Here is a 24,527-nt window from a genome sequence, read left to right as displayed (position 1 = left end):
AGTGAACACTTTCTCTACCCCCACCGTCGTGGCAAGATGCCTTTACGGCGTTTTTGTTCAATCGGGTCAATTTATTTCTCCCATCGGAACTTGCATGACGAAGAGTTGTCCATTTATCAAACAGTGGGCACTGGTATGAAAGTGTATTTTATGAGGTGCCTATGCAGCGCGAGACATCCAGCGATGAAGCGTTGGTAGAGCGAGTTCAAGCAGGTGATAAGCGAGCCTTTGACCTTTTAGTGCTGAAATATCAGCATAAAGTCATCGCGCTAATCTCCCGCTATATACAGGATCATCACGAAGCTATGGATGTGGCTCAAGAAGCCTTTGTGAAGGCCTATCGGGCTATTGATAGTTTTCGTGGTGAAAGTGCGTTTTACACTTGGTTATATCGAATTGCGGTGAATACGGCAAAAAACCAGATTGTGAACCGATCCCGTCGACCTCCCGCCAGTGATGTGGAGCTAGATAACGAGGATGTTCATGCTGTGTACGATGCTTTAGCGGATATCAATACACCGGATGCAGAGCTAAATACCAAACGTTTGAACTCGGAAATACACATCGCAATCAATATGTTACCGGAAGAACTTCGTGGGGCTTTGACCCTACGGGAGTTTGAAGGGTTAAGTTACGAAGAAATTGCCCAAATAATGGATTGCCCTGTGGGTACCGTAAGATCCCGCATTTTCCGTGCTCGGGAAGCAGTGGAAAAGCATATTCGTCCTCTGTTGGGGGAAGGAGAATAAAGCATGTCACAGCAGCACCATACGCTTGACGAGCGGGCCCTAGAAAGCCTCTCGGCTTTGCTTGATGACGAAGCCAGCAGTGCAGATATCGATCGTCTGTTGCAGCAGGACATCCAGGTTTTAGCAGAGCAAACCGATGCCTTTGTTATGACTGGTGAAGCGCAACGAACGCAGTTGAGTCAGCCACTGTGTAGCCAAGATTTTTTAGCTGGTATTCACAACCGACTTGCCAACCAAGCCGACGCTGATTTTCCTGTAGTGGATAATGTCACGCCGCTTATTCGTGTGCCCCAACCAAAACGGGGGCAGAAAGCTGCTTGGTGGGGAATGGGTGTGGCCGCCAGTTTGGCATTGGCGGTATTGGTTGGGATTCAGTTTCAAGCCCAAAATACCAGCTTGCCATTAGCTACAGCGTCACTGAACACGTCATTTACGACTTTGCCAGAGCGTGACAATTTACGACTACAGCGCTATTTGCAGCAGCACGCGCAACATGCGAGCTTGACTGGCGGACAGGGAATGATGCCTATGGCCCGAGTTGTTAATTTACCGGTGGATCAATAAACCTATGTTGAAACTGCTGTGTGTGTTCGTTGGCGTAATGTGGTCTGTTTCTAGCTGGAGTAGTGCTGGCTATGACTGGCTTAGCAAAATGTCTCAGGCATTTAATCAGCTCAGTTACGACGGCGTATTTGTCTACAACCAAGGTAATGACATTAACAGTATGCGTATACGCCATGGATTGATTGGAGGGGTACGCTACGAAAGCCTGTCTGATCTGGATGGTGAACGCCATGAAATGATTCGGGTTGATGGTACGACTTTATGCGTAGCGCCAGATATCCATCGTTTGACTCAGTTACCGGTATTAGAACGTCCTTTCAGTCAGTTCCGTCAGTTAGACGAACAGCAATTAGCGCAAACTTACTCTGCTCAACTGGACACCCAGACTACTTGGGTGGCTGACCGTGAAGTGAAACGGATTGAACTGATTCCCCAAGATGACCAACGTTATGGTCACGTGTTTTGGCTCGATCAAGGGAATGGCTTTTTACTAAAGCACGATGTAGTTGATGGGGAGGGTAAGTTACTAGAACGCACTCAATTTACCACCATTACTTTTACTCCGGAATTGTCCGAAGCAGATTTTGTTCCGGCACCCGCTAGTGCTGTGCAAGTGTTTGAAGAAGAACAACAAGCTCAAGATGCTGATCATGGGTGGCGTTTCGCCTGGTTACCAACGGGAATGCAGCCCGTTTGGCAACAGAGTCAGCAACTATCTAATGGGGTAAGCATGATGCTGCTATCTGATGGTATCGCGAGCGTTTCCTTATTCGCTTTGCCAGTCGGTAATGAGGAGCAGAGTGATGACAAGCTTCTGGCTAGTGGCGCGACTAGTGTGGCCGAGCGTATGCAAACTTGGCGTGGACAGCAGTATCTAATTAGTGCGGTAGGTGAAATCCCACCGCAAACCATCGATAAGCTATTGCAGGGCGCTGAGTTGCGGGAGGCACCATGATTGAAGAATCCGGAGTGGTCCTCGCCATCGAAGATGGCATTGCCGAAGTAGAAACTATCCGTACTAGCAGCTGCAGCACCTGTCGTGCGCGCCATGGCTGTGGTCATCATGCTATCGCCCAAGTATCGAACAGCAACAGAATGCTTATGAAAACCTTAGCGCCAAAATCTTTGCAAATTGGTGATAAAGTGGTCGTGGGTATCCCCGAAGATTCCTTATTGAGTGCCTCTATCTGGATGTATGCTGTTCCAATGCTTGGATTAGTGATGGGTGCTACGGTGCCGAGCCTGTTGACTGAGCAAAGTGTGGTGAATGTGTTGGGTGCGTTAGGAGGATTTTTTGGAGGCCTTTGGTGGGCACGCAAAAAGTCTTTCGGTATGACGGAAAACCCCGATTTCTATCCTCGCATTTTGCGCGTCGAGACAGCAGTAACACAGCCGCTTAAGTTTGTGCCACAATCCTGAGACCCCAAGCGCAGCACTCGGTAACTGCCGAGTAATTATGAACTTGAAATGTCTTTGAGGAGATTGCTCAATGAACCGACTTCGCACCCCCATCCAAATGATGGTAATGATGTGTAGTTTGCTGGTGGCCAGTTTTGCCAGTGCAGTGAACCTGCCGGACTTTACCGAACTGGTAGAAAAAGCCTCCCCCGCCGTGGTGAACATTAGTACCGAGCAAAAAGTCGATGCCCGTGGAGGTCCGCAGCTCAGCCCAGATGCCCAAGAATTGAACGAGTTTTTCCGTCACTTCTTTGGTCAACAGCCATTTGGTCAGCAACAGCAGCAGCCAAAACAACGTCAACGTAGTTCCCTAGGCTCAGGTTTTATCATTTCCGATGATGGTTATGTACTAACGAATAACCATGTTATCGACGGAGCCGATGTGATTCATGTGCGCCTGAATGATCGCCGTGAATATGAGGCAACCTTAGTAGGAACTGATGCTCGGACCGATTTAGCCCTATTGAAGATCGAAGCAGAAGATGACCTGCCGACAGTAAAAATGGGCAATTCCGATGACATGAAACCCGGGCAATGGGTGCTGGCGATTGGTTCTCCTTTTGGTTTTGATTACACCGTCACCGCCGGTATCGTTAGTGCTATTGGTCGTAATTTGCCAAGTGATAACTATGTGCCCTTTATCCAAACAGACGTAGCCATTAATCCAGGCAACTCTGGGGGCCCATTGTTTAACCTAGATGGTGAAGTGATTGGTATCAACTCGCAAATCTACACCCGCTCCGGTGGTTTTATGGGAGTGTCTTTTGCGATTCCAGCAAATCTTGCTATGTCTGTTGTGGATCAGCTCAAGTCAGAAGGCAAAGTTTCCCGTGCTTGGTTGGGAGTGATTATTCAAGACGTGAACAACGACCTAGCTGAGTCATTTGGTTTAGATCGTCCCCATGGGGCTTTGGTTAGCCGAGTGCTTCCGGGCTCCCCTGCTGAAGACGCTGGTCTGAACCCGGGGGATATCATTCTGTCTTTTGAAGGTAAACAGATTGAACAGTCTTCCGAATTGCCTTACTTGGTTGGGCAAATGAAAGCGGGTGTGGTGGCGAATGCGACCGTGTTCCGCGACGGCAAAGAGCGGGATATCCAGATCACCTTGGCAAAACGTCCGGAGGATCCAGCTTCGACCATTTCTCAGTCCCAACAAGAGCAGAACCGTCTTGGCATGATCGTTGGTGAAGTACCTGCGAATCTCAGCAAGCGCCTCGATATCCGCGGTGGTGTGGTGATTGAGCAAGTATTCGGTGGCGCTGCGGCGCGCAATGGCTTGCAGCAGGGTGATGTGATTACCATGCTGAATGGTCAGCGTATTAACGGCGTCGAAGATTTCAACAACATTATCAAGCAAGTACCATCGAATCGTTCCGTGCCGATGCGGGTAATCCGTGATGGTTATCCTATGTTTATTCCGTTTAAAATCGTTGAATAACCGATAACTCAGCCACTGAAAAGCCACGTACCAGTTTTGGACGTGGCTTTTTCTTTTTGTAAGGTTGTGATTAATAGTTAGATATGTAACCATTTTTGTTAGGTTTTAGTTAAATGATCTAATGATCACCGTAAACTAATTATTTGAAAACAAACTAAATGGTTCCAGTTATGGCGCAAGTATTAGAACAGGGGATTTGCTTTCGCATGGGTGGCGAAAACTATTTGCACCCAATCAATAACGTGAAAGAAGTATTGCCCTATGAGGAACCCAACCCGGTTATTGGTGCGCCAGCCTGTGTTGAGGGCATGATTGAGTTGCGTGGTAACCTAGTTACCGTAGTGTACGGCAGTAGTATTTTAGACGTTTCCCTTGACGATGCGGCAGAGGAAGGACACATTCTGGTGCTGGATTTGCCGGAAGGGTATTTTGGCGTCCGAGTTGAAGGCGTCGAAAATGTTATGTCGATTAATAACGAAGAAGTAGACCGCCAGAGCGCCCAATATTACCCCCATGATTGCATACAGGGCACTATTGAGCGTCAAGGCGACTTGTACATTTTGGTAGACTTCACCGACTACTGTAATAGTCTGGAGTAATCCAAAATCTTGCCGTTACAAACGTTTCAAGAAGATTTTCGAGTTACGTTGGTAGTTGTATAGGGCCTGTTTTTTAGTCGGTAAACTGTCTAGTGTGGATGGTTTGAAGCCGCGCTCCATAAACCAATGGGCGGTGCGGGTCGTCAATAGAAAGAGGGTGTCTAGCCCCATTCGTTTTGCTTCTCGCTCAATGCCTGTAAGTAATCGCTCACCTCGGTTAGAGCCACGGTAATTTGGAGATACGGCTAAGCAAGCAAGTTCCCCAGCATGTTCCTGCTCGAAGGGGTAAAGTGCTGCGCAAGCAACGATAGCACCATCGCGCTCGATTACTTGAAAGCGATCAATCTCATTTTCTAACAATTCCCGAGAACGACGTACCAAGATGCCTTTTTCTTCTAGTGGTGCTAGCAATTGCATCATGCCGCCAACATCATCTATTACTGCTGGGCGCAGTTTCTCATAGCTGTCTTCATCAACCATGGTGCCAGCACCTTCCCGGGTAAACAGCTCCTGAATCAAGCTACCGTTGTTCTTGAAGGAAATAATATGGGCGCGAGGGACTTGATTACGCACTGCAGCAACACAGGCTTCCAACGCGCCGTGGGTATGGGGGGGAAGTTGCTTTTCATGCAGTAAGAGTTCCCCATCATTAGCCAACAACTCCGAATACAGCTCACCCTCAGTGTTATAGATACCTTCTTCTTCGGTAAAAATAATCAGCTTGTCGGCCCGTAATTGAATGGCTGCTTGGGTTGCTACATCTTCGGCTTTCAGGTTGAAAACCTCGCCGGTTGGGGAGAAACCAAGGTGCGGCAGTAGCACCATATTATCGTCTTCCAATAAGCGGAAAATGGCATCGGTATCAATGCGGCGTACTTCGCCAGAATGGCCGTAATCAATGCCGTCTACTACCCCCAATGGGCGCGCCACCACATAGTTACCACTACAGACTTTCAGGCGTGCATTGGCCATTGGGGTGTTAGACAATCCCATGGATAGTTGGGCTTCTAGCTGCACTCGAACAGCCGCCGAAGCCTGAATCACGTCCAAAAGTTGGTCGTAAGGGGTAACGCGGTAGCCGTCTTCAATCTGGGAAGATAGTCGGCGATTGCTCAAGGCTCTATCAATCTGTGGGCGAGCGCCTTGTACCAGAACCAAGCGAATGCCGAGGGAATCTAGCAAGGCTAAATCATGAATAATGCCGGAAAAGGAGGGGTGCTCGAACGCCTCCCCTGGAATCATCAACACGAAGGTTTTACCCCGGTGAGCGTTGATATAGGGCGAAGAGTGGCGAAACCAATCCACGTAATTTAAATTCTCAGACACGCTCTACCTCGTCGTTCTGTGGGGTTAGGCAATACTTTTCTATTAAGCCGCGAATCACATTCTGCATCGGCGTAATCTGATCCAATGCCATAAATTCATTGGGCTGGTGTGCTTGATCAATCGAGCCGGGGCCCAGTACCAAGGTTTCCATCCCCAATTGATTTAAAAATGGCCCTTCGGTGGCAAATGCCACGGTTTCCGCTTGATGGCCCGTCAACTGTTCGCAGGCGCGAATGATATCGGACTCTTTCGGGGTTGAGAATGAAGGTACGTCAGGAAATAGATGGGCTAACTCAATTTGTGTGTTGGTAGCTGATTCGATTTCTGGCAACAGGGCTTTGATTTCATGGAATAGGGCTTGGTTATCCATCCCCGGTAGGGCGCGCAAATCAAACTCCAGCTCACAACGGCCACAAATACGGTTCGGGTTATCGCCACCATGGATACAACCAAAATTCATGGTCGGGTAGTCGATTACGAAATCCGCATTGTGAAAACGCTGCTTGAGTTGCTGGCGGAATACCATGAGTTCAGCCATGACCGCATGCATAGCATCTAACGCATTATTGCCCAGACCAGGATTGGAAGAGTGACCAGATTTACCGGTGATACGAATGCGCTCCATCATGATGCCTTTGTGGGCGTAAATGGGGGTCAGTCCCGTCGGTTCACCGATCAAGGCATAGCGAGCCTTGGGTCGCCCTTCTTTGACCAAAGCGCGGGCACCAGACATGGAGCTTTCTTCATCCGCTGTTGCTAGGATAATCAGTGGTTGTTGTAATTTGGTTAAATCCATTCCCCGTAAAGTGTCCAGTACCAACGCAAAAAAGCCTTTCATATCGCAGGTGCCAAGGCCGTAAAGCTTGTTATCCCGTTCATTCAAACTAAATGGATCAGTTTGCCAACGGCCTTCATCATAAGGCACCGTATCCGTATGGCCGGACAGTACCAAGCCCCCGCTACCTTGGCCGATGGTGGCGATCAAATTGCATTTTCCCGGTTGGTTGGGTAGCGGCATGACTTCACAGTGAAACCCAAGATCAGCCAACCAGCTTTCCAATAGGGTGATGACACCTTGGTTGGATTGATCCCAGCGGGCCTGACTACAGCTAATTGACGGCGTGGCGATCAGCTGACTCATCATGCTGATTAATGATGGGATATCGGCCATGTGGGCTCCTCGGAAATTTTTCTGAATTTTAGTTCGCTTATAGGACCATCTGATAAACTACACTGTAAGAACAATGAGGTCTCCGGCCGTGCCGGAAGTATAAGAGGTCAACGCTATGGCAATGGAACTTGAACTAAAGTTAATGGTTCAGCCCAACTATCTCAAGTCGGTGTGCGATTTTATTAATCAGCAGCTCGCCGGTAATACCTTACAAGGAGCGCGACGACCGACACTCACTCTAATGAATGGCTACTATGACACGGCGGATGCCAAGTTGCTTAACGCTGGTATTGCCTTGCGGATTCGTGCGGTCAATCAACAATATATTCAGACAGTGAAAACCCGTGGTAGCAGCCGAATCGGTATGCATGAGCGGGGGGAATGGGAGTGGCAGCTCCCCAGTGATAGTTTAGATCTCAATCTAGTGGCGCAGCTGCCACTACCGGATGAGCTAAAAGATATGTCCTGGAGCCGGGAGCTGATCGAGGTGTTTCGCACCGATTTTGAACGTCAAGTATGGGATGTGAGCTTCGGTAACAGTGCTATCGAAATGGTATGTGACCAAGGGGAAGTCAGTTCACCCTACGGGCAAGATGGTATTAGCGAATTAGAGTTGGAGTTAAAGCAAGGTTCAGCCGAGGACTTATACGGTCTTGCTGCTTTCTTAGCAGAGCACCTACCCGTTCAAGTGAGTGTGGTTTCCAAAGCGCAAAAAGGCGCAAGATTACGGCATCGTAAAATCGAGCTGCCGGCGAAACCAGCAGCGCATTCCGATTTACTCAGCTTCGCTGCCTATTGGTACGAGGCTTGGTTAGTGTACTGGGAGGCCATGTATTATTTAAAAGATGAAGCCTTTTTGCATCCAGTACGCCATGCGTTAACCCAGTTGGCTCAGTGTTTACCTGAGGCGTTACGGGCTCAGTTACATGACCTAGATAAAAGCTATGGCGAAATTTTACCGAGCACGCCGTCACGCCTGTTGGAGGAGCTTGCCGCTCTAACGAATACCGGTAAGATGATGGTCACGACGGGGCGCTGGCTAAATCAGCAAACATCTTAATCTTACCGACGCGCCCGCAGTATTGTCAGCATAAGGAAAATAACATTGACCGCCGCAACTCATGCTCAAATTGCTGCTCATGTGAGCACCTCTATTCTTGCACCAAAATCTCAACGTCTACTGGAATCCTGTGAACGCCATGGTGTTTCCTTTTCAGAGGCCGATTGGCAGGACCATGGTGCTCCTTGTCTGCTCAGCGATTACCTATTGCAGCAACTGGAGCGTCATCCTAAATGGCTAGCGGCCGTGACCAGTAAACGTCAAGATTGGCAGCCAAGCTTGTCCCATTTCTATGGTGGTGAACAGCATTGGCTCGCGCCGGAGAGTGATCCTGATAACAGCACCATGTCTGCAGTGTCTTCTATAGCCGACATGCCAGAGTGGGACGAAGCGACCTTTATGCGCCAGTTGCGCTGGTATCGCCACTATTGGATGGTGCGCTTGATCTATGCGGACATCAATCAGGCCATTGAGTTAGAAACCTTAACCCGGTGTTTGAGTCTGCTGGCGGATACGGTGGTTAATGCGAGTGTGATTTGGTCCCAGCGCCAGTATCAAAACTTGTATGGGCAAGCGTTGGATGCGCAAGGAAAGCCACAAAGTTTGATCGTGATCGGTATGGGTAAGCTTGGCGGCTATGAGCTTAACCTGTCTTCTGATATTGATTTGATCTTTGCTTTTCGCGAACACGGTGAAACCCAAGGGGGCAAGAAAAGCACCTCCCATCAGGAATATTTCACCAAAATCGGCCAAAAGCTGATTCAGCATTTAGATCAGGTCACCGCCGATGGTTTTGTATTTCGGGTCGATATGCGCCTGCGTCCTTTTGGTCAGTCCGGTGCGCTAGTGCTCAATATGGATTCACTGGAAAACTATTACCAAGATCAGGGGCGAGATTGGGAGCGTTACGCCATGATCAAAGCCCGCGTCATGGCGGGTAGTGAGCAGGATAAAAAAGAGTTTGAAGCTATCCGCCGCCCATTTGTGTATCGCAAATATTTGGACTTCGGTGCTATTTCTGCCTTACGAGACCTCAAAGGCATGATTGCCAAAGAAGTCCGCCGCAAAGGTATTGAACACAATATTAAGCTCGGTGAGGGCGGCATTCGGGAAGTGGAGTTTATCGTGCAGGCGTTGCAAATCCTCCATGGGGGACGCAACCAGGGCCTGCAAAATCAAGCCCTGTTCCAAGTGTTGCCATTGCTGGCAGAGCATGACTATTTGCCCCAGCAAGAAGTGGATTTATTACTGGATGCCTACCGTTATTTGCGTCGGGTGGAACATGCGTTGCAAGGGGCTCGGGACGAGCAAACCCAATTGTTACCAAGTGACCCGGTGGAGCGCGAACTACTGGCATTACGTATGGGGGAAAACAGTTGGCAAGCCCTCGACCAGCGTTTATGGGACTATCGCCATCAAGTACATGGTTTTTTCAAGAGTCTAATTGATGATCCGGAAGAAACCAGTTGTGATGAATCCGCTCAGGAAGCTTGGCGCGTCATGCTAAAACAGCCCGACGAAGAGCATCTTGCGGAAGTGTTGGCAACCATTCCGTGGCACGCAGTAGACGACACTATCAACCGTGTTTACAGTTTTGTCAGCTCTAAAGCCGTGGTGTTCATGCAGCCCATCGGCCAAGAGCGCCTTGCGACCTTTATGGCCGCCTTCGTTAAGGCTCTGGAAGACGAGCAACACCCAGATGTGGTGGTAGAGCGTATCTTACCGATTCTGGAAGCGGTGCTACGTCGAACTTCTTACCTAGTACTGCTATGTGAAAACCAAAGTGCCATTACCCACTTGATTCGCCTGTGTCGGGAAAGTGTTTGGTTCTCCGAGGCGATTTCCACTACGCCAGCACTGTTAGACGAGTTACTAGATGCCCACGCACTATTTTCACCGCCGAGCAAACAGGACTTGCAGATCGAGTTAGACCAGATTCTGAACCGTCTCCCGGAAGAAGACGAAGAAGCTCATATGGATGCCCTGCGTCGTTTCCGTCGCTCCATCATATTGCGTATTGCGGCCTGTGACATTACGGGGATATTACCGGTCATGAAGGTGAGTGATCACCTTACGTGGTTGGCGGAAGTGATTTTAGAGAGAGTGCTGCAACAGGCGTGGCACTACTTAACCCAAAAACATGGCTACCCGATACGAGATGGGGAGCCACGTCTGACGCCAGAATTAATTATCGTGGGATACGGCAAATCTGGTGGTTGGGAGTTGGGTTATGACTCGGATTTGGATCTGGTGTTTCTCCATGATGCGGATGGCAAAGGTGCCACCAACGGCCAGCGTAGTGTGGATAATTTGACCTTTTATACCCGTCTAGGGCAGCGACTTATCCACGCTTTGACCAGCTTTACTGCCGCAGGCAGACTCTATGAAGTGGATATGCGCCTGCGCCCATCGGGTAACTCGGGCATGTTGGTAGCAAGTTTTGCTGGGTTTGAGGAGTACCAGAAAAACGAAGCTTGGGTATGGGAGCATCAAGCCCTTTGTCGAGCCCGTGCACTGGCCGGTGATAGTGATTTGATGTCCCGCTTCGAGGACAGTCGCAAAGCTATTTTGGGGCAAGTGCGCGATCGTATTGAACTTAAGCAAAGCGTCATTGAAATGCGCGAAAAAATGCGCGCCCATCTAGATAGTGGTGGTAAAGACAAGGGATTCGATCTGAAACAAGGAGCCGGTGGCATTATCGATATTGAGTTTATGGTGCAATATCTGGTGTTGGCTCGCTCCCATGAATTTCCGCAGCTTATGCGGTACTCGGATAACGTCAGGCAAATCGAAGCCGCGGCGGAGGTTGGTTTGTTGGACCTAGATACCGCCGAGTATATGCGCGAAACCTACAAAGAATATCGTGCCCTAGTGCATCGCTTAAATTTGCAAAAACTTGGGCGGGTGGTAGCGGAAGATACGTTAAGTCAGCACCAGCAACGTATCAGCCAATATTGGGAATATTTTCTCCAGAATGCTGACATTTAGTGACATGGAGTTACCCACTGGGTAAAAAGATCACATTTGTTCACTGGCATAGTGGCGCTAACTCCGCTAAGGTTTATTTGAAATCGCTTACATATCGATCACAGGTCATCGCCGCGAGGAGACATTATGAGTAGCGTCAGTTCCGCCAGTTCTTCCTATGGCATGGAAGTATTAAGTGCGAGCTTGGCAAAATCCCAGCAAGTACAACAGGGTAACCAGACTTTGCAGCTATTATCTAGTACGGCTGGTTCGGCTCCACAGCAAACTGCACCAAGTAGCCCGGTCGGCAATCTTGGTCAGAATATTGATATCAAAGTCTAGTTGCCCCTGAATTGCAAAAGCGCCATAAGGGGGCGCTTTTTTTGTCGCCAAAATTTGAAACAAAAATAATTTCTGGACTTTCCTGCCGAATATCAAGCAATCGTCAGCCTGAGCGAAAGCCGCACCAAAAAGCAGCTATGTTAAACAGATAAAACGGATGCGTTATCCATCTTCCATTATCTGGGGTCTGTTATGTCCAACATTGTGACGATTGACGGCAACCAAGCCGCTGCCCGTATTGCCCATCTTACTAACGAAGTAATCGCTATTTACCCTATTACACCGGCGTCGCCCATGGGGGAATGGGCCGATGATTGGTCGTCCCGTGGGATCAAAAACCTTTGGGGTAATGTTCCAGAAGTGATTGAGATGCAAAGTGAAGCGGGGGCGGCCGGTGCTGTGCACGGAGCACTGCAAGCGGGGGCATTAACCACCACCTTTACCGCTTCTCAGGGGTTATTGCTTATGATCCCTAATATGTACAAGATCGCCGGGGAACTGACTCCAATGGTGCTCCATGTGGCCGCGCGTTCTATTGCCAGCCAAGCCCTCTCTATTTTCGGAGAACATAGTGATGTGATGGCGACTCGGGCTACTGGCTTTGCCATGTTAGCGTCCAACAGCCCCCAGGAAGTGGCAGATATGGCGCTGATTGCCCAAGCAGCGACGCTGGAATCTCGTATTCCCATTCTGCATTTCTTTGATGGTTTTCGTACTTCCCACGAAGTTGCCAAGCTCGCCGAACCGAGCGTCGATGTGATTCGCCAAATGATCGACGAGGAGAAAGTCAACGCCCACCGCTTGCGGGGCATGTCGCCACTGCGGCCAAGCCTTCGCGGTAGCTCCCAGAACCCAGACGTTTTTTTCCAAGGGCGCGAGTCAGTTAACCCCTACTACGGTGTAATGCCAGATGTGCTACAAGAATGTATGGATCGCTTCGCCCATCTTACTGGCCGCCAATATAAGCTATTTGACTATGTGGGCGCCAAAGACGCCACACGGGTAGTGGTGATCATGGGCTCAGGAGCCGAAACTGCCCATGAAACCGTAGAGCATTTGTGTGCCCAAGGGGAAAAAGTAGGTGTGCTAAAAGTGCGCCTTTATCGTCCATTCTCGGCGAATGGGTTACTAGGAGCGTTACCCAAAACTGTCAACTCCCTCGCTGTATTGGATCGAACCAAAGAGCCCGGTGCCGACGGTGAGCCGTTGTATAAAGATGTGCTTGGCGCTCTTGCTCAGGCGTTTGCTAAAGGCGACATCAGCGCAATGCCAAAAGTGAGTGGCGGACGCTATGGCTTGTCCTCCAAAGAATTTACCCCGGGAATGGTAAAAGCCATTTTCGACGAATTATCCCACCCTTATCCTAAGCAAGAGTTCACCATTGGTATCCATGATGACGTCACTTACCTCAGTTTGCCATGGGATGAAAGCTATCGCACTCAAGCCCATGAGGGGGCAATTCAGGCAGTGTTTTATGGCTTAGGTAGTGATGGCACCGTGAGCGCCAACAAAAACAGTATCAAAATTATTGGCGAGCAAACGGATCTCTATGCCCAAGGCTATTTTGTCTATGACTCGAAAAAGTCCGGTGCGGTGACAGTCTCCCATTTGCGCTTTGGCCCACAGCCAATTCGTTCTAGCTACCTTATCGGGGACGGTGATGCCCAGTTTGTTGCCTGTCACCAGCCGGTGTTTTTAGAGCGTTATCCCATGCTGGATATGGCCGCTAAGGGCGCGGTGTTTTTGCTCAACACGCCACACTCTGTGGATAGCGTTTGGAACTCCCTGCCGACCTCGGTACAAAAACAACTGATTCAAAAGCAGATTCGTTTTTATTGTATCGATGCTTACGGACTGGCCCAGCGCAATGGTATGGGTAAACGCATCAATACCATAATGCAAACCTGTTTCTTCGCCATTTCCGGTGTCTTGCCGAAACAAGATGCGATCGCGGCGATTAAAGGTGCGGTGGCGAAAACCTATGGCAAAAAAGGCAAACGCATCGTGGAAATGAACGAGCAGGCCATTGATTACACTCTAGCTTGTCTGTTTGAAGTACCAGTGCCGACGAAACTCTCGAATGTAATTCCACTGGTAAACCTTGAAGTGGATAAGCGCTTCGCCAAAGGGCCGTCATTCGTCCAAGAAGTCACCGCCGAGCTGATTGCTGGTCGTGGGGATCGGTTGCCGGTGTCGAAATTTCCTGCCGATGGCTGCTTTCCGGTGGGCACCGCTGCCTATGAAAAACGTAACCTCGCACTGGAAATTCCGGTTTGGGATGAGGATCTTTGTACCCAATGCGGCAAATGCGTGTTGGTCTGTCCGCACTCCGCTATTCGCAGCAAGATCGTTCAAGAGAGTGAATTGGTCAATGCGCCACAGAGTTTTAAACACAAAGCCATGATTGGCAAGGGTTTTCCTCAAGGGGATCACATTAGCTATCAAGTGGCGCCGGAAGATTGCACCGGCTGTAGTTTGTGTGTCGACATCTGCCCCATTCGAGACAAGAGCAATGCTAGCCACAAAGCCTTGAATATGGCGCCCCAGCCGCCACTGCGTGAGCAAGAAAAAGTGAATTGGGACTATTTCCTGTCTCTGCCTAGTTACGACCGTAGCGCGCTAAAAGCCAGTACCATTAAAGGAGCCATGGCGTTTGACCCTTTATTCGAGTTTTCCGGCGCTTGCTCTGGCTGTGGGGAAACTCCCTACATTCGTTTGGCAAGTCAGTTATTTGGCGATCGGATGCTAGTTGCTAATGCTACCGGGTGTTCTTCCATTTATGGGGGCAATCTACCGACGACCCCTTGGACGAAGAATGCCGAGGGGCGTGGACCCGCGTGGAATAACTCCCTTTTTGAGGACAACGCCGAATTCGGTTTAGGGATGCGTTTAGCCATTGATCAACAGCGGCATCAAGCGTTGGAATTGTTGCAAATGCTCGCCCCGGAGTTGGATGGGAACTTGGTGTCAGGGATTTTAAATGCGGACGAAACCACCGAGGCGGGTATCTTTGAGCAACGCCAACGCATCGACGAACTCAATCAGCAGCTTACTAAGATTGGCTCCCTAGAAGCACAGCGTTTGCAGTTACTCAGTGAAAACCTTACCCGCAAGAGTGTTTGGTGTATCGGTGGGGACGGCTGGGCCTATGATATTGGCTATGGCGGTCTTGATCATGTGCTGGCCTCTGGCAAAAACGTCAACATTTTAGTACTTGATACGGAAGTGTATTCCAATACTGGCGGTCAAACGTCCAAAGCCACTCCTCGCGGTGCGGTTGCCAAATTTTCAGCCGGTGGTAAAGCCAACGGTAAAAAAGACCTGGCCCTACTGGCCATGGACTATGGCAATGTCTATGTAGCGCACTTGGCCTATGGCGCTAAGGATGTGCAAACCTTGCGCGCCTTTTTGGAAGCAGAAGCCCATGATGGGCCGTCGTTGCTGATTGCCTATGCTCCTTGTATTGCCCATGGGGTGGATCTTTCCAACAATCATAGGCAACAGAATTTAGCGGTAAATAGCGGTCATTGGCCCCTGTTCCGCTACGATCCAGCGAAAGCGACAAAAGGGCAAAATCCATTGCATTTAGATTCTGCGGCACCCAGTGTGCCCTACAAGGATTTCGTCAAATCGGAAACCCGCTTCAATATGCTGTGGCAGACTCATCCAGTGCAGGCGGAGGCGTTACTAGCTCAAGCCCAGCAAGAAGTAGAGCATCGCTTTCATTATTACCAACAACTGGCCGAACTGGATTGGAGTGATCCTGTCAGTATTGCGGCAACCAAACTGCAAACCAAGAGCCCAGCACAAACACCGACTACCGAATCTACTTCTAAGGAGCAGCCCAATGGTTGATTTATCTACACAGTACCTAGGGTTGTCATTGGCAAACCCACTAGTGCCCTCGGCATCACCGTTTAGTAAAAATCTGGACAGTGCGAAAAAGCTGGAAGATGCCGGCGCTGCGGCGCTGGTAATGCACTCTATGTTTGAAGAAAAAGTACTAGCGGAAGAAGAGCAATTGATGCGCTTTGTCCATCAGCAATCCTATGGTTATGGGGAAGCCAACAGCTTTCATCCGATTCCGGATGACTATATTACCTATCAGGAAAAATACCTAAATCAACTACAGGCCCTCAAAAGCAGCTTGAATATTCCCATCATCGCCAGTCTGAACGGCACCACGCCGACAGGCTGGCTTGATTATGGCTTGATGATGGCAGAAGCCGGAGCGGATGCCTTAGAGCTCAACATCTACTACATCCCAACGGAATTGGAAGAAACCAGCCAGCTGGTGGAGGATCGCTACGTGGACGTGCTTTGCGCGTTGCGTAGCCATATTAATATCCCTATCACGGTGAAGCTGTCCTCCCAGTTTAGCGCTTTGGTACCATTTACTAAGCGCCTAGAACAGGCGGGCGCAGATGGAATCGTGCTCTTTAATCGCTTTTACCAGCCTGATATCAATCTTGAAACCTTGATGATCGAGCCAAGTATTCACTTGTCAGACCCGCAAGAAGCGCTACTACGGATCCGCTGGACGGCAATACTGGCCGATTATTTAACGGCTTCCATCGCTGTCACCGGCGGCATCCACAGCCATGAAGATATGCTTAAAGCGCTCCTAGCGGGAGCTGATGTCACCCATATGTGCAGCGCCTTGCTGCACTTTGGCGAGCAGCATATAACTCAGACGTTAACCGCATTAACCCAGTGGTTGGAAGAGCACGAATATGAGTCTATTGGGCAACTTAAAGGCAGCCTATCCCGGGCCAAAGCCTCTGACGCCGGAATCTACGAGCGCACCAACTATGTTCAAATCCTAGACAGCGTGCGCTCCGTCGATGGGGTGTGGGGCTAGCGGTACCAGCGTTGTTAATAGTGTGCCCATACACTTATTCTTGGTTTGGTGGTGAATCTGCGACTGTTGTTTTGGCCTGATCCTCACTAAGATCAGGCTTTTACTAACCACCGAGACTGCCCAATGAGCCAAGCCACCGGACGTTACCCAAATTTATTCCACCCAGTGCTGATTGCCGGCTGTTTGGTGGTAATGGCAAGCTTTGCCATTCGTGCTTCCTTCGGTTTGTTTCAAATCCCTATTGCCGAGGAGTTTGGCTGGCTGCGGGCGGATTTCTCTTTTGCCATCGCCTTACAGAATTTGTTCTGGGGCATCAGTGCGCCGCTTTTCAGTGCGATGGCGGAAAAGTTTGGTGATCGCAAAGCGATTTTAGCGGGCGGAGTCTTTTATGCGGTAGGGCTGGTTCTGTCATCCTATGCAATTACCCCCGGCCAGCATCAATGGTTAGAAATTCTCGTTGGCTTTGGTATTTCTGGCACGGGCTTTGGCATAATCTTGGCGGTCGTCGGGCGTGCTACGGCACCGGAACATCGCTCCCTTGCCATGGGTATTGCCACCGCAGCGGGTTCTGCGGGGCAGGTTGTTGGGCCGCCAGTGGTACAGTGGCTATTGCAAGGCATGCCGTGGCAGGAAGTCTTTGTGGTACTTGCCGGTTTTATTATGGTCACCATGTTTGCCTTGTTGGCGATGAAGGTACCGCCGCCAGCGCCATTGGCACAAAATGAAGAAAATCTTGGGCAAGTTGTTCGCCGGGCGGTGAAGGATCCAACCTTTATTTTTATCTTTTTGGGCTTCTTTTCCTGTGGCTACCAATTGGCCTTTATTACCGCCCACTTCCCGGCGTTTATCACGGAAATGTGTGGGACGATTTCCCCAACGGGTATGCTGAATGCTCTAGGAATCAGCACTACAGCATCTTTGGGAGCCTTATCGATTGCGCTAATCGGTATTTTTAATATCTGTGGCACCATCTTGGCCGGTTGGTTGGGGAATAAATATTCTCGCAAATATCTGTTGGCCTCTATTTACGCTATGCGCACCGTGGTGGCTGCCGTATTTATTTTGAGTCCGATCACTCCGGAAAGCGTGTTGATTTTCTCTGCCTTGATGGGGGGCTTGTGGCTGGCCACTGTGCCATTAACCTCTGGCTTGATCGCGCAAATTTATGGCTTGCGCTACATGGGGACTCTGTATGGTTTGGTATTCCTGTCCCATCAAATCGGTGGTTTTATGGGGGTGTGGTTAGGTGGCGCCATGTACGACATCTACGGTGACTATACCTTCGTTTGGTGGATTGGCGTTGGCGTTGGTGCGATCTCCGCATTGATTCACTTGCCGGTGGATGAGCGCCCTTGGCAACAGCGCCAAGGGCTAGCGGTGGCTTAATCCGAGAGTTTCGGGGAAAATAAAGTCTTGGCGGGGCGACCGGGAATTTCTTTGGCGAGCCGCGGCACTAGGTAACCGGGCAGTTTTTCTGCCACTTTGCCCATCAGTTGCTGTGCTTCGCTAATGGGAATATCAAAGTGGGCGCCGCCCTCGATGGGATCAAGGGTAAACATGTAATAGGGCAGGATACCGGCAGCAAATAGCGCTTCGCTCAGCTCCACTTGAGCCGTAACTGAATCGTTCACCCCTTTCAAAATCACCCCTTGGTTTAACACTGTGGCGCCAGCTTGTTTCAAGTTGGCGACGCCGGTGGCGATGTCATCATCAATTTCATTGGCGTGATTGGCATGGTAAACAAACACCACGTCGAGCCGGGTCTGGCGCACCCAATCGAGTAATTCCCTGTCGATGCGCGACGGTATCACCACCGGCAAGCGGGAGTGAATACGTAATCGTTTTAACTGGGGTAACTGCTCCATGGCCGCCACATGCTGCCGTAATTGGCTGTCTTTTAGCATTAATGGATCACCGCCGCTTAAAATTACTTCGTTCACTTCGGGGTGATTTTGAATATAGGCGACCACTGAATCCCATTCTTTTTGCGCTAGTTGGTTGTCCCCATAAGGGAAATGGCGACGGAAACAATAGCGGCAATTCACCGCACACGTCCCGGTGGTGATCACTAAAACTCGCCGCTCGTATTTGTGTACCAAGCCTTTTTGCGGATTGTGTTCCCCTTCGTCTAATGGGTCCGTGGTGTAACCTGCGGTCGGTTGCATTTCGATATCGTCGGCCAATACTTGGCGTAACAGGGGGTCATTTGGATCCCCCGGCTGCATACGGGCAACGAATGGGCGCGGTACCAGCAAACGAAAGGCTGCCGTTGCTTGCTCAGCGGCAGGTAGTTGGGCAGGAGACAAGGCTAATTGTGCGGCAAGCTCCGGTAATGTACGGATTGCTTGGGTCAGTTCATGGCGCCAGTCAGTGGCAGCTTGGTTTTCAATCTTGATCACGTCAAATATCTGCAAAATCGAGTTTAATTAGGGTATGATTGCCGCCATCCTGTGGCCCAATGGCCTTTGGCTCTGTTGAGAACTGGCTCAAATTCCTTTGTGCTGGCGTGGCAACTTTTTAACTTGCCCGGAGCCGTTATCTAAATCATGACATTGTGAGGATTTATGGCGAGTTATTCTACCAGCGATTTGCGCGGCGGTAACAAAGTAATGGTTGATGGTGAACCTTGTGCGGTGCTAGACAACGAACACGTTAAACCAGGTAAAGGCCAAGCGTTTAACCGCATCAAGTTGCGTAACCTAAAAACCGGTCGCGTTTGGGAACGTACCTTTAAGTCTGGCGAATCCTTGGAAGGTGCCGACGTAATGGACACCGATATGGAGTACTTGTACACCGACGGTGAGTTCTACCACTTCATGGCGACTGATGGTTCTTTCGAGCAACACGGTGCCGACGCGAACGCGGTAGGCGACACTGTGAAATGGTTGAAAGAGCAAGAATCTTACGTTGTGACTTTGTACAACGGTGCGCCACTAGCGGTGACTCCACCGAACTTTATCGAGCTAGAAGTTGTGGAAACTGACCCTGGCGTAAAAGGCGATACTGCCAACGGCGGTTCTAAGCCTGCAACCCTTTCTACCGGTGCTGTGGTTCGTGTTCCGCTATTCATCAATATTGGTGAAGTGTTACGTGTTGATACTCGTACGGGTGAGTACGTATCCCGCGCGACTGGTAAGTAATTACCGAATCGATCAAGCCCCCAAGCCCGAGTTGGCTGTGGGGGCTTTTTTGTGACCAAAATTCGGAGCTGAACATGTATCAATCAAGCAAGTGGCAACCCACTGGGAGTCTGGAAACGCTGACCGCTCGGGCGCAGATGTTTGCCCGCATCCGAGCCTTTTTTGCTACTCGGAATGTGCTGGAAGTGGATACTCCCTGTTTGTCCTTGGGCAGTATCTCCGACCCCCATATTGAGGTCTTAGAAACTCAGAATCGCTTTGGCCGTAACGCGACGACTTACTATCTGCAAACGTCCCCCGAATACGCCATGAAGCGCTTACTCGCGGCAGGTATGCCTTCCATCTATCAGCTCGGAAAAGTGTTTCGTGCCGAGGAAATTGGTCGACGCCATAGCGTGGAATTTACCATGCTGGAATGGTATCGAATTGGCTTTGACCACTGGCAACTGATGACCGAAATCGATCAACTACTGAGCGAACTGAGTGGCGAGCAGATTGAGTGTGAGCGGTTAAGTTACCGTGACGCGTTTCAACGTTTTTTGGGATGCGATCCGCTGACAATTGGGATTCACGAGCTACAGCAACTTTGTCATCAACATACCGAATATGGTCTACAGGAAAGCGATCGGGATACGCTTCTAGAACTGCTATTCGCTACTGTGATTGAGCCTAACATCGGTACGGAGCAGCCGTGCTTTATCCATAGTTACCCAGCCAGCCAAGCCGCCTTAGCACGCCGCCAGCTAGAAGCCGATGGTCAAGAAACTGCCGCTCGGTTTGAACTGTATTGGCGTGGTATAGAGCTTGCCAATGGCTACTATGAACTCACCGATGCTGATGAGCAGCTGACGCGGATGCGTAGCGAAATGTCTGAGCGAGAGCAACAGGCGAAATCTTGGCGCCAGGCCGATGAACGGCTTATATCTGCCCTAAAGCATGGCTTTCCTGACTGCGCTGGCGTTGCCTTGGGAGTGGATCGACTGCTGATGTTGTTGCTAAATAAGCAGCATATCGACGAAGTGCTACCGTTTGGGGGAGCTTACGCCTAAAATTTGACCGTGCCTGACGCTACCAACAAAATAAAAACAACAAAACAATAAAAACAAAACCGGAGGCAGGTTTGGGACATCATCCTCGAAATTCATTGCGGCAACGGACATCAAGATTGATACAAGATACACGGCGTCAACCGCGCCCCCTATGGCTGTACGTTACCGTGCTGCTGGTTTGCTTTGTGATTATTTGGCGTGGTGGTGACGCATTTAAAAACCAGCAGATTGACGAGTTACGTCTAAATACCCAAGAACAAATGGCGCAGCTTGGCAATGTCATTGAGAGCGCTATCTCCAAATACCAACATATGCCGACCTTGCTCGCGTCAAATGATAGGGTACGAAAGGCATTGTTGGATGAGCTGCCAGCGGATATTCGCCAGCTCAACCGGGAATTAGAGCAAATCAACCGCATTACCGAAGCGTCGGACAGTTATATTATCGATCGCAACGGTCTCACCATTGCGGCATCCAATTACCGGCTAGATACCTCATTTGTGGGCAAGAATTTCGCTTTTCGCCCTTACTTTCAAGAAGCCCTTGGGGGGCAACCGGGGCGTTATTACGCCTTGGGAACCACCTCCAATTTACGGGGCTATTATTTTTCCTACCCGGTGTATCACGGCGCCAGTGTCATTGGCGTTGCCGTGGTAAAAGTTGACCTCAAGCAGTTCGAGCAACGCTTTAACAACCAAGGCTATGAGTTTCTGATGCTCGACCCAGACGGAGTGGTTTTCAGCTCATCTAAAAGTGAGTGGCTTTATAAGGTGATGGGGGAATTGTCCCATGAGGAACAAACTCGCATTGCTGAGAGCCAGCGCTATTTTGATAAAACCATCGAGACCATGCCGATCGTTAGCCGTCAGCGGTTCAGTGATGATGCTACTGTGATTGAACTGCTAGAAAACGTAGAGGCGACAGGCATACAGCAAGAACACATTGAACGTTTGAGCTTTTTGAATATGTCCCAACCGATTCGCTTGCTCGACTTCCAGCTAGCGTTACTGGTGCCATTGAAAACCATCGAAGAGCAAATTGCCCTGTGGCGCGCGATTTTCGCCGGTGGCGTTACCATCACGGTATTGGCGTTTGGCTTGGCACGTTTGCGGCGGCGAATGTTGCAGGAGCGTTCTGATGCCATTGAATTAGCCCGTCATAACCAAGCCTACATCCGCGAAGTTATTCAGAATACCCAAGCCGGTCTAGTGACCCTGGATGCCAATTATCGTATTGAATCCTATAACCCAGCGGTAGAACATTTAGTCGGGGAATCCCTGATCGATATTATCGGACAACCGCTACAGCAGGTATTTACTGTTGCCCCCGGCCATGGTGACCGCTGGCATGCTGCTTTATCGGATCTATCCCCAGCCCAACCAAGAGTGGTGACGGTAGAAGGGGAGCTCAGAGCAGGTAATCGTCAAGCCGTACCGGTAGAGGTGACTCTATGTGAAATGCAGTTGCCGAATCGGCGCAGTCATTTGGTGACGTTCCACGATATGACCGAGCGTAAACGCTATGAGCAAGATATTACGGAAGCCCGTCTCGCTTTGGAACAACGGGTGCGTGAACGTACCTCGGATTTAGAGAATGCTAACCAGCGTTTAACCAAAGAGATTGAAGAGCACAAAGGCACCCAACAGGAGTTGATTCAAACGGCAAAACTAGCAGTACTCGGCCAGCTAAGTGCAGGGTTAAACCACGAATTGAACCAGCCACTAACGGCTATTCGTGCCTTCGCCGAAAACGGGATCAAGTTTTTGCAACGGGAACGTTACGACAAAGTAGGGGAAAATCTAGAACAAATCGCCCGCCTTGGGCACCATATGGGCGATATTATCGCCCGCTTCAAAGTCTTTGCCCGTAAAGGCAATGTGACCCCCAGTCCGATTGATGTAGGTAATGCCATCAGTGGTGCAGTACGCATCATGGAGCCCCGTTTTAAAGCGACCAATATTCGCATTCAGCTACCGGATACCACTGGCTGCCAAGTACTAGGGGACATGGTATTCCTGGAGCAGGTATTGGTGAATCTATTGGCCAACGCCGCTGACGCTATTTTGGAACACAAAGGTGAACGCAAAGAAGTCAGCGTGGAGCTAGAGGAACAGCCAGAGCAAGTTTGTATCAAGGTTTTGGATACCGGAACTGGGCTTAGTGAAGAGGCTTTGGCACGTCTATTTGAACCCTTCTATACCTCCAAGTCCTCTGGAGTGGGGCTGGGGCTAGGTCTATCCATTAGCCAGCGTATTGTGGAGGCGATGGGAGGACGATTAAGTGCGCAAAACCATCCCGGGGGCGGCGCGGAATTTTGTGTTACTCTAAAGCCTTATCGGCGAGAACAGTTGGTTGAGGAAATCTGATGCCCGAGCAAGATTTAGTCTTTTTAATTGATGACGAACAAGCGGTGCGTATGGCCATCGCACAAACGTTAGAGCTGGAAGACTTTCAAGTCTGTGAGTTTGCCGCAGCGGATCAAGTCACCGATAAGCTATCCATTGATTGGCCCGGTGTGATTGTGAGCGATATCAACTTGCCCGGCATGAGTGGCCTTGATCTCTTCAACGCGGTACAGAAAATCGATGCAGAGATTCCTTTTATTTTAATTACGGGGCATGGGGATATTAGTATGGCGGTAAACGCCATTCGCGATGGGGCCTATGACTTTATCGAAAAACCATTTTCTAACGATGACTTTATTGAGGTGGTACGTCGGGCCAGTGAAAAACGCCGCTTAACCCTAGAAAACCGCAATTTGCGTTTAGAGTTGGCGGCACAGAATGCCCCCGGCCCACGCATCATTGGTAATACCCCGGGAATTCACCGTTTACGTCAGGCGCTTTTGCATGTAGCGGATACCGGTGCGGATATTCTGATTCAGGGGGAAACCGGCACCGGTAAAGAAATGGTAGCCCGTTATATTCACGAGCATAGCCAACGCCGCACGCATCCCTTTGTGGCCATAAACTGTGGTGCTGTGCCTGATTCAATTATGGAGTCGGAACTATTTGGTCATGAGAAAGGGGCTTTCACCGACGCGAAAACCCAGCGTATCGGCAAGATCGAACACGCCAATGGCGGTACCTTGTTCCTCGACGAAATCGAAAGCATGCCCATGTCCATGCAGATTCGCCTATTGCGAGTGCTGGAAGAGCGTAAAGTGGAACGCTTGGGTTCCAACAAAGCCATTGATTTGGACTTGCGTATCTTGGCAGCGACGAAAGTGGATCTAAAAGAACTGAGTGAAACCGGTGTTTTCCGGGAGGACTTATACTACCGACTCAACGTGGTTCGAGTTGATATCCCTCCATTGCGGGAACGCAAAGACGATATCCCGTTGCTATGGCAGCACTTCTGCTTGGTGGCGACTGCCCAATACAAACGGGAGTCTGAACCCCTGTCAGCGGCGCGCATGCACAGTCTAATGAGCTACGACTGGCCCGGAAATGTGCGGGAGTTACGCAACCTCGCTGAGCGTTATGTGTTAATGGGAGAAGCGGGGTCATTTGAGTTCGACCAAATTATTATCAATGAAAATAACCCCGGTTTTATGACCTTGCCAGAGCAGGTGGAACGCTTTGAAAAAACACTGTTAGAGCAAGAACTTATGCGTCAAAAAGGCTCTATCAAAGACACCATGGATGCCCTCGGACTGCCGCGCAAAACCTTATACGACAAGATGCGTAAATACGGCTTGGATAAAGATTTGTACAAGCAATAGGAGCCGTTATTCAGGTAACTAGGGTAGCCCAACTGGGCTAATGCTGTCATAGGGACTTGGGTTGGACTGAAGGTACTAA

General features: G+C 49.9%; 19 protein-coding genes. 16 read left to right on the top strand and 3 right to left on the bottom strand.

Annotated features, from left to right (window positions below; genetic code table 11):
• The first annotated feature begins 161 nt into the window (after nucleotides 1-161).
• The 6 genes from rpoE (at nucleotide 162) to FJM67_RS08870 (ending at nucleotide 4,808) form a co-directional block, all read left to right on the top strand.
• Nucleotides 162-749: an RNA polymerase sigma factor RpoE gene (gene rpoE, locus FJM67_RS08895; RefSeq protein WP_140588543.1), complete on the top strand. Its 588-nt coding sequence runs from the start codon at nucleotides 162-164 to the stop codon at nucleotides 747-749.
• A gap of 3 nt (nucleotides 750-752) precedes the next feature.
• Nucleotides 753-1,313: a hypothetical protein gene (locus FJM67_RS08890; RefSeq protein WP_140588541.1), complete on the top strand. Its 561-nt coding sequence runs from the start codon at nucleotides 753-755 to the stop codon at nucleotides 1,311-1,313.
• 4 nt (nucleotides 1,314-1,317) lie between these two features.
• On the top strand, nucleotides 1,318-2,268 hold the full coding sequence (locus tag FJM67_RS08885) for a MucB/RseB C-terminal domain-containing protein (RefSeq protein WP_140588540.1): 951 nt from the start codon (nucleotides 1,318-1,320) through the stop codon (nucleotides 2,266-2,268).
• Nucleotides 2,265-2,732 carry a SoxR reducing system RseC family protein gene (locus tag FJM67_RS08880; RefSeq protein WP_140588538.1) on the top strand — a complete coding sequence of 156 codons (468 nt, stop codon included), beginning with the start codon at nucleotides 2,265-2,267 and terminating at the stop codon, nucleotides 2,730-2,732. Before FJM67_RS08885 ends, FJM67_RS08880 begins: the two co-directional genes overlap by 4 nt.
• 70 nt (nucleotides 2,733-2,802) lie before the next feature.
• A complete protein-coding gene (locus FJM67_RS08875; protein ID WP_140588536.1) occupies nucleotides 2,803-4,209 on the top strand; it encodes a DegQ family serine endoprotease in 1,407 nt (468 codons plus the stop codon).
• Nucleotides 4,210-4,379: 170 nt separating this feature from the next.
• On the top strand, nucleotides 4,380-4,808 hold the full coding sequence (locus tag FJM67_RS08870; RefSeq protein WP_181161461.1) for a chemotaxis protein CheW: 429 nt from the start codon (nucleotides 4,380-4,382) through the stop codon (nucleotides 4,806-4,808).
• A 15-nt stretch (nucleotides 4,809-4,823) separates the two neighbouring features.
• On the opposite strand, the gene argA is transcribed toward FJM67_RS08870, so the two are convergent.
• Nucleotides 4,824-6,134 carry an amino-acid N-acetyltransferase gene (gene argA / locus FJM67_RS08865; protein ID WP_140588533.1) on the bottom strand — a complete coding sequence of 437 codons (1,311 nt, stop codon included), beginning with the start codon at nucleotides 6,132-6,134 and terminating at the stop codon, nucleotides 4,824-4,826.
• The gene (gene argE, locus FJM67_RS08860; RefSeq protein ID WP_140588531.1) at nucleotides 6,127-7,305 is read right to left on the bottom strand and encodes an acetylornithine deacetylase; all 1,179 of its coding nucleotides are present in this window, start codon (nucleotides 7,303-7,305) and stop codon (nucleotides 6,127-6,129) included. Before argE ends, argA begins: the two co-directional genes overlap by 8 nt.
• Before the next feature lie 115 nt (nucleotides 7,306-7,420).
• Here argE and FJM67_RS08855 point away from each other — a divergent pair, with 115 nt between their 5' ends.
• From FJM67_RS08855 to FJM67_RS08830, 6 genes are all read left to right on the top strand, one after another.
• Complete coding sequence (locus FJM67_RS08855; protein WP_140588530.1) at nucleotides 7,421-8,365, top strand: CYTH domain-containing protein; 945 nt, start codon at nucleotides 7,421-7,423, stop codon at nucleotides 8,363-8,365.
• Between the two features lie 45 nt (nucleotides 8,366-8,410).
• Nucleotides 8,411-11,353: a bifunctional [glutamate--ammonia ligase]-adenylyl-L-tyrosine phosphorylase/[glutamate--ammonia-ligase] adenylyltransferase gene (gene glnE / locus FJM67_RS08850; RefSeq protein WP_235890022.1), complete on the top strand. Its 2,943-nt coding sequence runs from the start codon at nucleotides 8,411-8,413 to the stop codon at nucleotides 11,351-11,353.
• A 126-nt stretch (nucleotides 11,354-11,479) separates the two neighbouring features.
• Entirely contained in the window at nucleotides 11,480-11,674 is a 195-nt protein-coding gene (locus FJM67_RS08845; protein ID WP_140588528.1) for a hypothetical protein, read from the top strand.
• A 192-nt stretch (nucleotides 11,675-11,866) separates the two neighbouring features.
• On the top strand, nucleotides 11,867-15,529 hold the full coding sequence (nifJ, locus tag FJM67_RS08840; RefSeq protein WP_140588527.1) for a pyruvate:ferredoxin (flavodoxin) oxidoreductase: 3,663 nt from the start codon (nucleotides 11,867-11,869) through the stop codon (nucleotides 15,527-15,529).
• Nucleotides 15,522-16,535 (top strand): dihydroorotate dehydrogenase-like protein, encoded by a 1,014-nt coding sequence (locus tag FJM67_RS08835; RefSeq protein WP_140588525.1) that lies wholly within the window; start codon nucleotides 15,522-15,524, stop codon nucleotides 16,533-16,535. Before nifJ ends, FJM67_RS08835 begins: the two co-directional genes overlap by 8 nt.
• A 123-nt stretch (nucleotides 16,536-16,658) precedes the next feature.
• A complete protein-coding gene (locus FJM67_RS08830) occupies nucleotides 16,659-17,921 on the top strand; it encodes an MFS transporter (RefSeq protein WP_140588523.1) in 1,263 nt (420 codons plus the stop codon).
• Here FJM67_RS08830 and epmB read toward each other — a convergent pair.
• On the bottom strand, nucleotides 17,918-18,934 hold the full coding sequence (gene epmB, locus FJM67_RS08825; protein ID WP_140588522.1) for an EF-P beta-lysylation protein EpmB: 1,017 nt from the start codon (nucleotides 18,932-18,934) through the stop codon (nucleotides 17,918-17,920). The two genes, FJM67_RS08830 and epmB, sit on opposite strands and share 4 nt — an antisense overlap.
• Before the next feature lie 165 nt (nucleotides 18,935-19,099).
• On the opposite strand from epmB, the gene efp reads away from it, so the two are divergent.
• From efp to FJM67_RS08805, 4 genes are all read left to right on the top strand, one after another.
• Nucleotides 19,100-19,675, top strand: coding sequence for an elongation factor P (gene efp, locus FJM67_RS08820; protein ID WP_140588520.1), 576 nt, complete (start codon nucleotides 19,100-19,102; stop codon nucleotides 19,673-19,675).
• Nucleotides 19,676-19,749: 74 nt separating this feature from the next.
• Nucleotides 19,750-20,724, top strand: a complete 975-nt coding sequence (gene epmA / locus FJM67_RS08815; RefSeq protein WP_140588518.1) for an EF-P lysine aminoacylase EpmA — start codon at nucleotides 19,750-19,752, stop codon at nucleotides 20,722-20,724.
• Nucleotides 20,725-20,840: 116 nt separating this feature from the next.
• Nucleotides 20,841-23,090: an ATP-binding protein gene (locus FJM67_RS08810; protein ID WP_235890021.1), complete on the top strand. Its 2,250-nt coding sequence runs from the start codon at nucleotides 20,841-20,843 to the stop codon at nucleotides 23,088-23,090.
• Nucleotides 23,090-24,448, top strand: a complete 1,359-nt coding sequence (locus FJM67_RS08805; RefSeq protein ID WP_140588516.1) for a sigma-54-dependent transcriptional regulator — start codon at nucleotides 23,090-23,092, stop codon at nucleotides 24,446-24,448. Before FJM67_RS08810 ends, FJM67_RS08805 begins: the two co-directional genes overlap by 1 nt.
• Nucleotides 24,449-24,527: the final 79 nt, after the last annotated feature.

The sequence above is a fragment of the Maribrevibacterium harenarium genome, from assembly GCF_006385675.1.
GTDB classification, from domain to species: domain Bacteria; phylum Pseudomonadota; class Gammaproteobacteria; order Pseudomonadales; family Marinomonadaceae; genus Marinomonas; species Marinomonas harenarium.
This window is presented reverse-complemented; position numbering and strand designations above follow the sequence as displayed.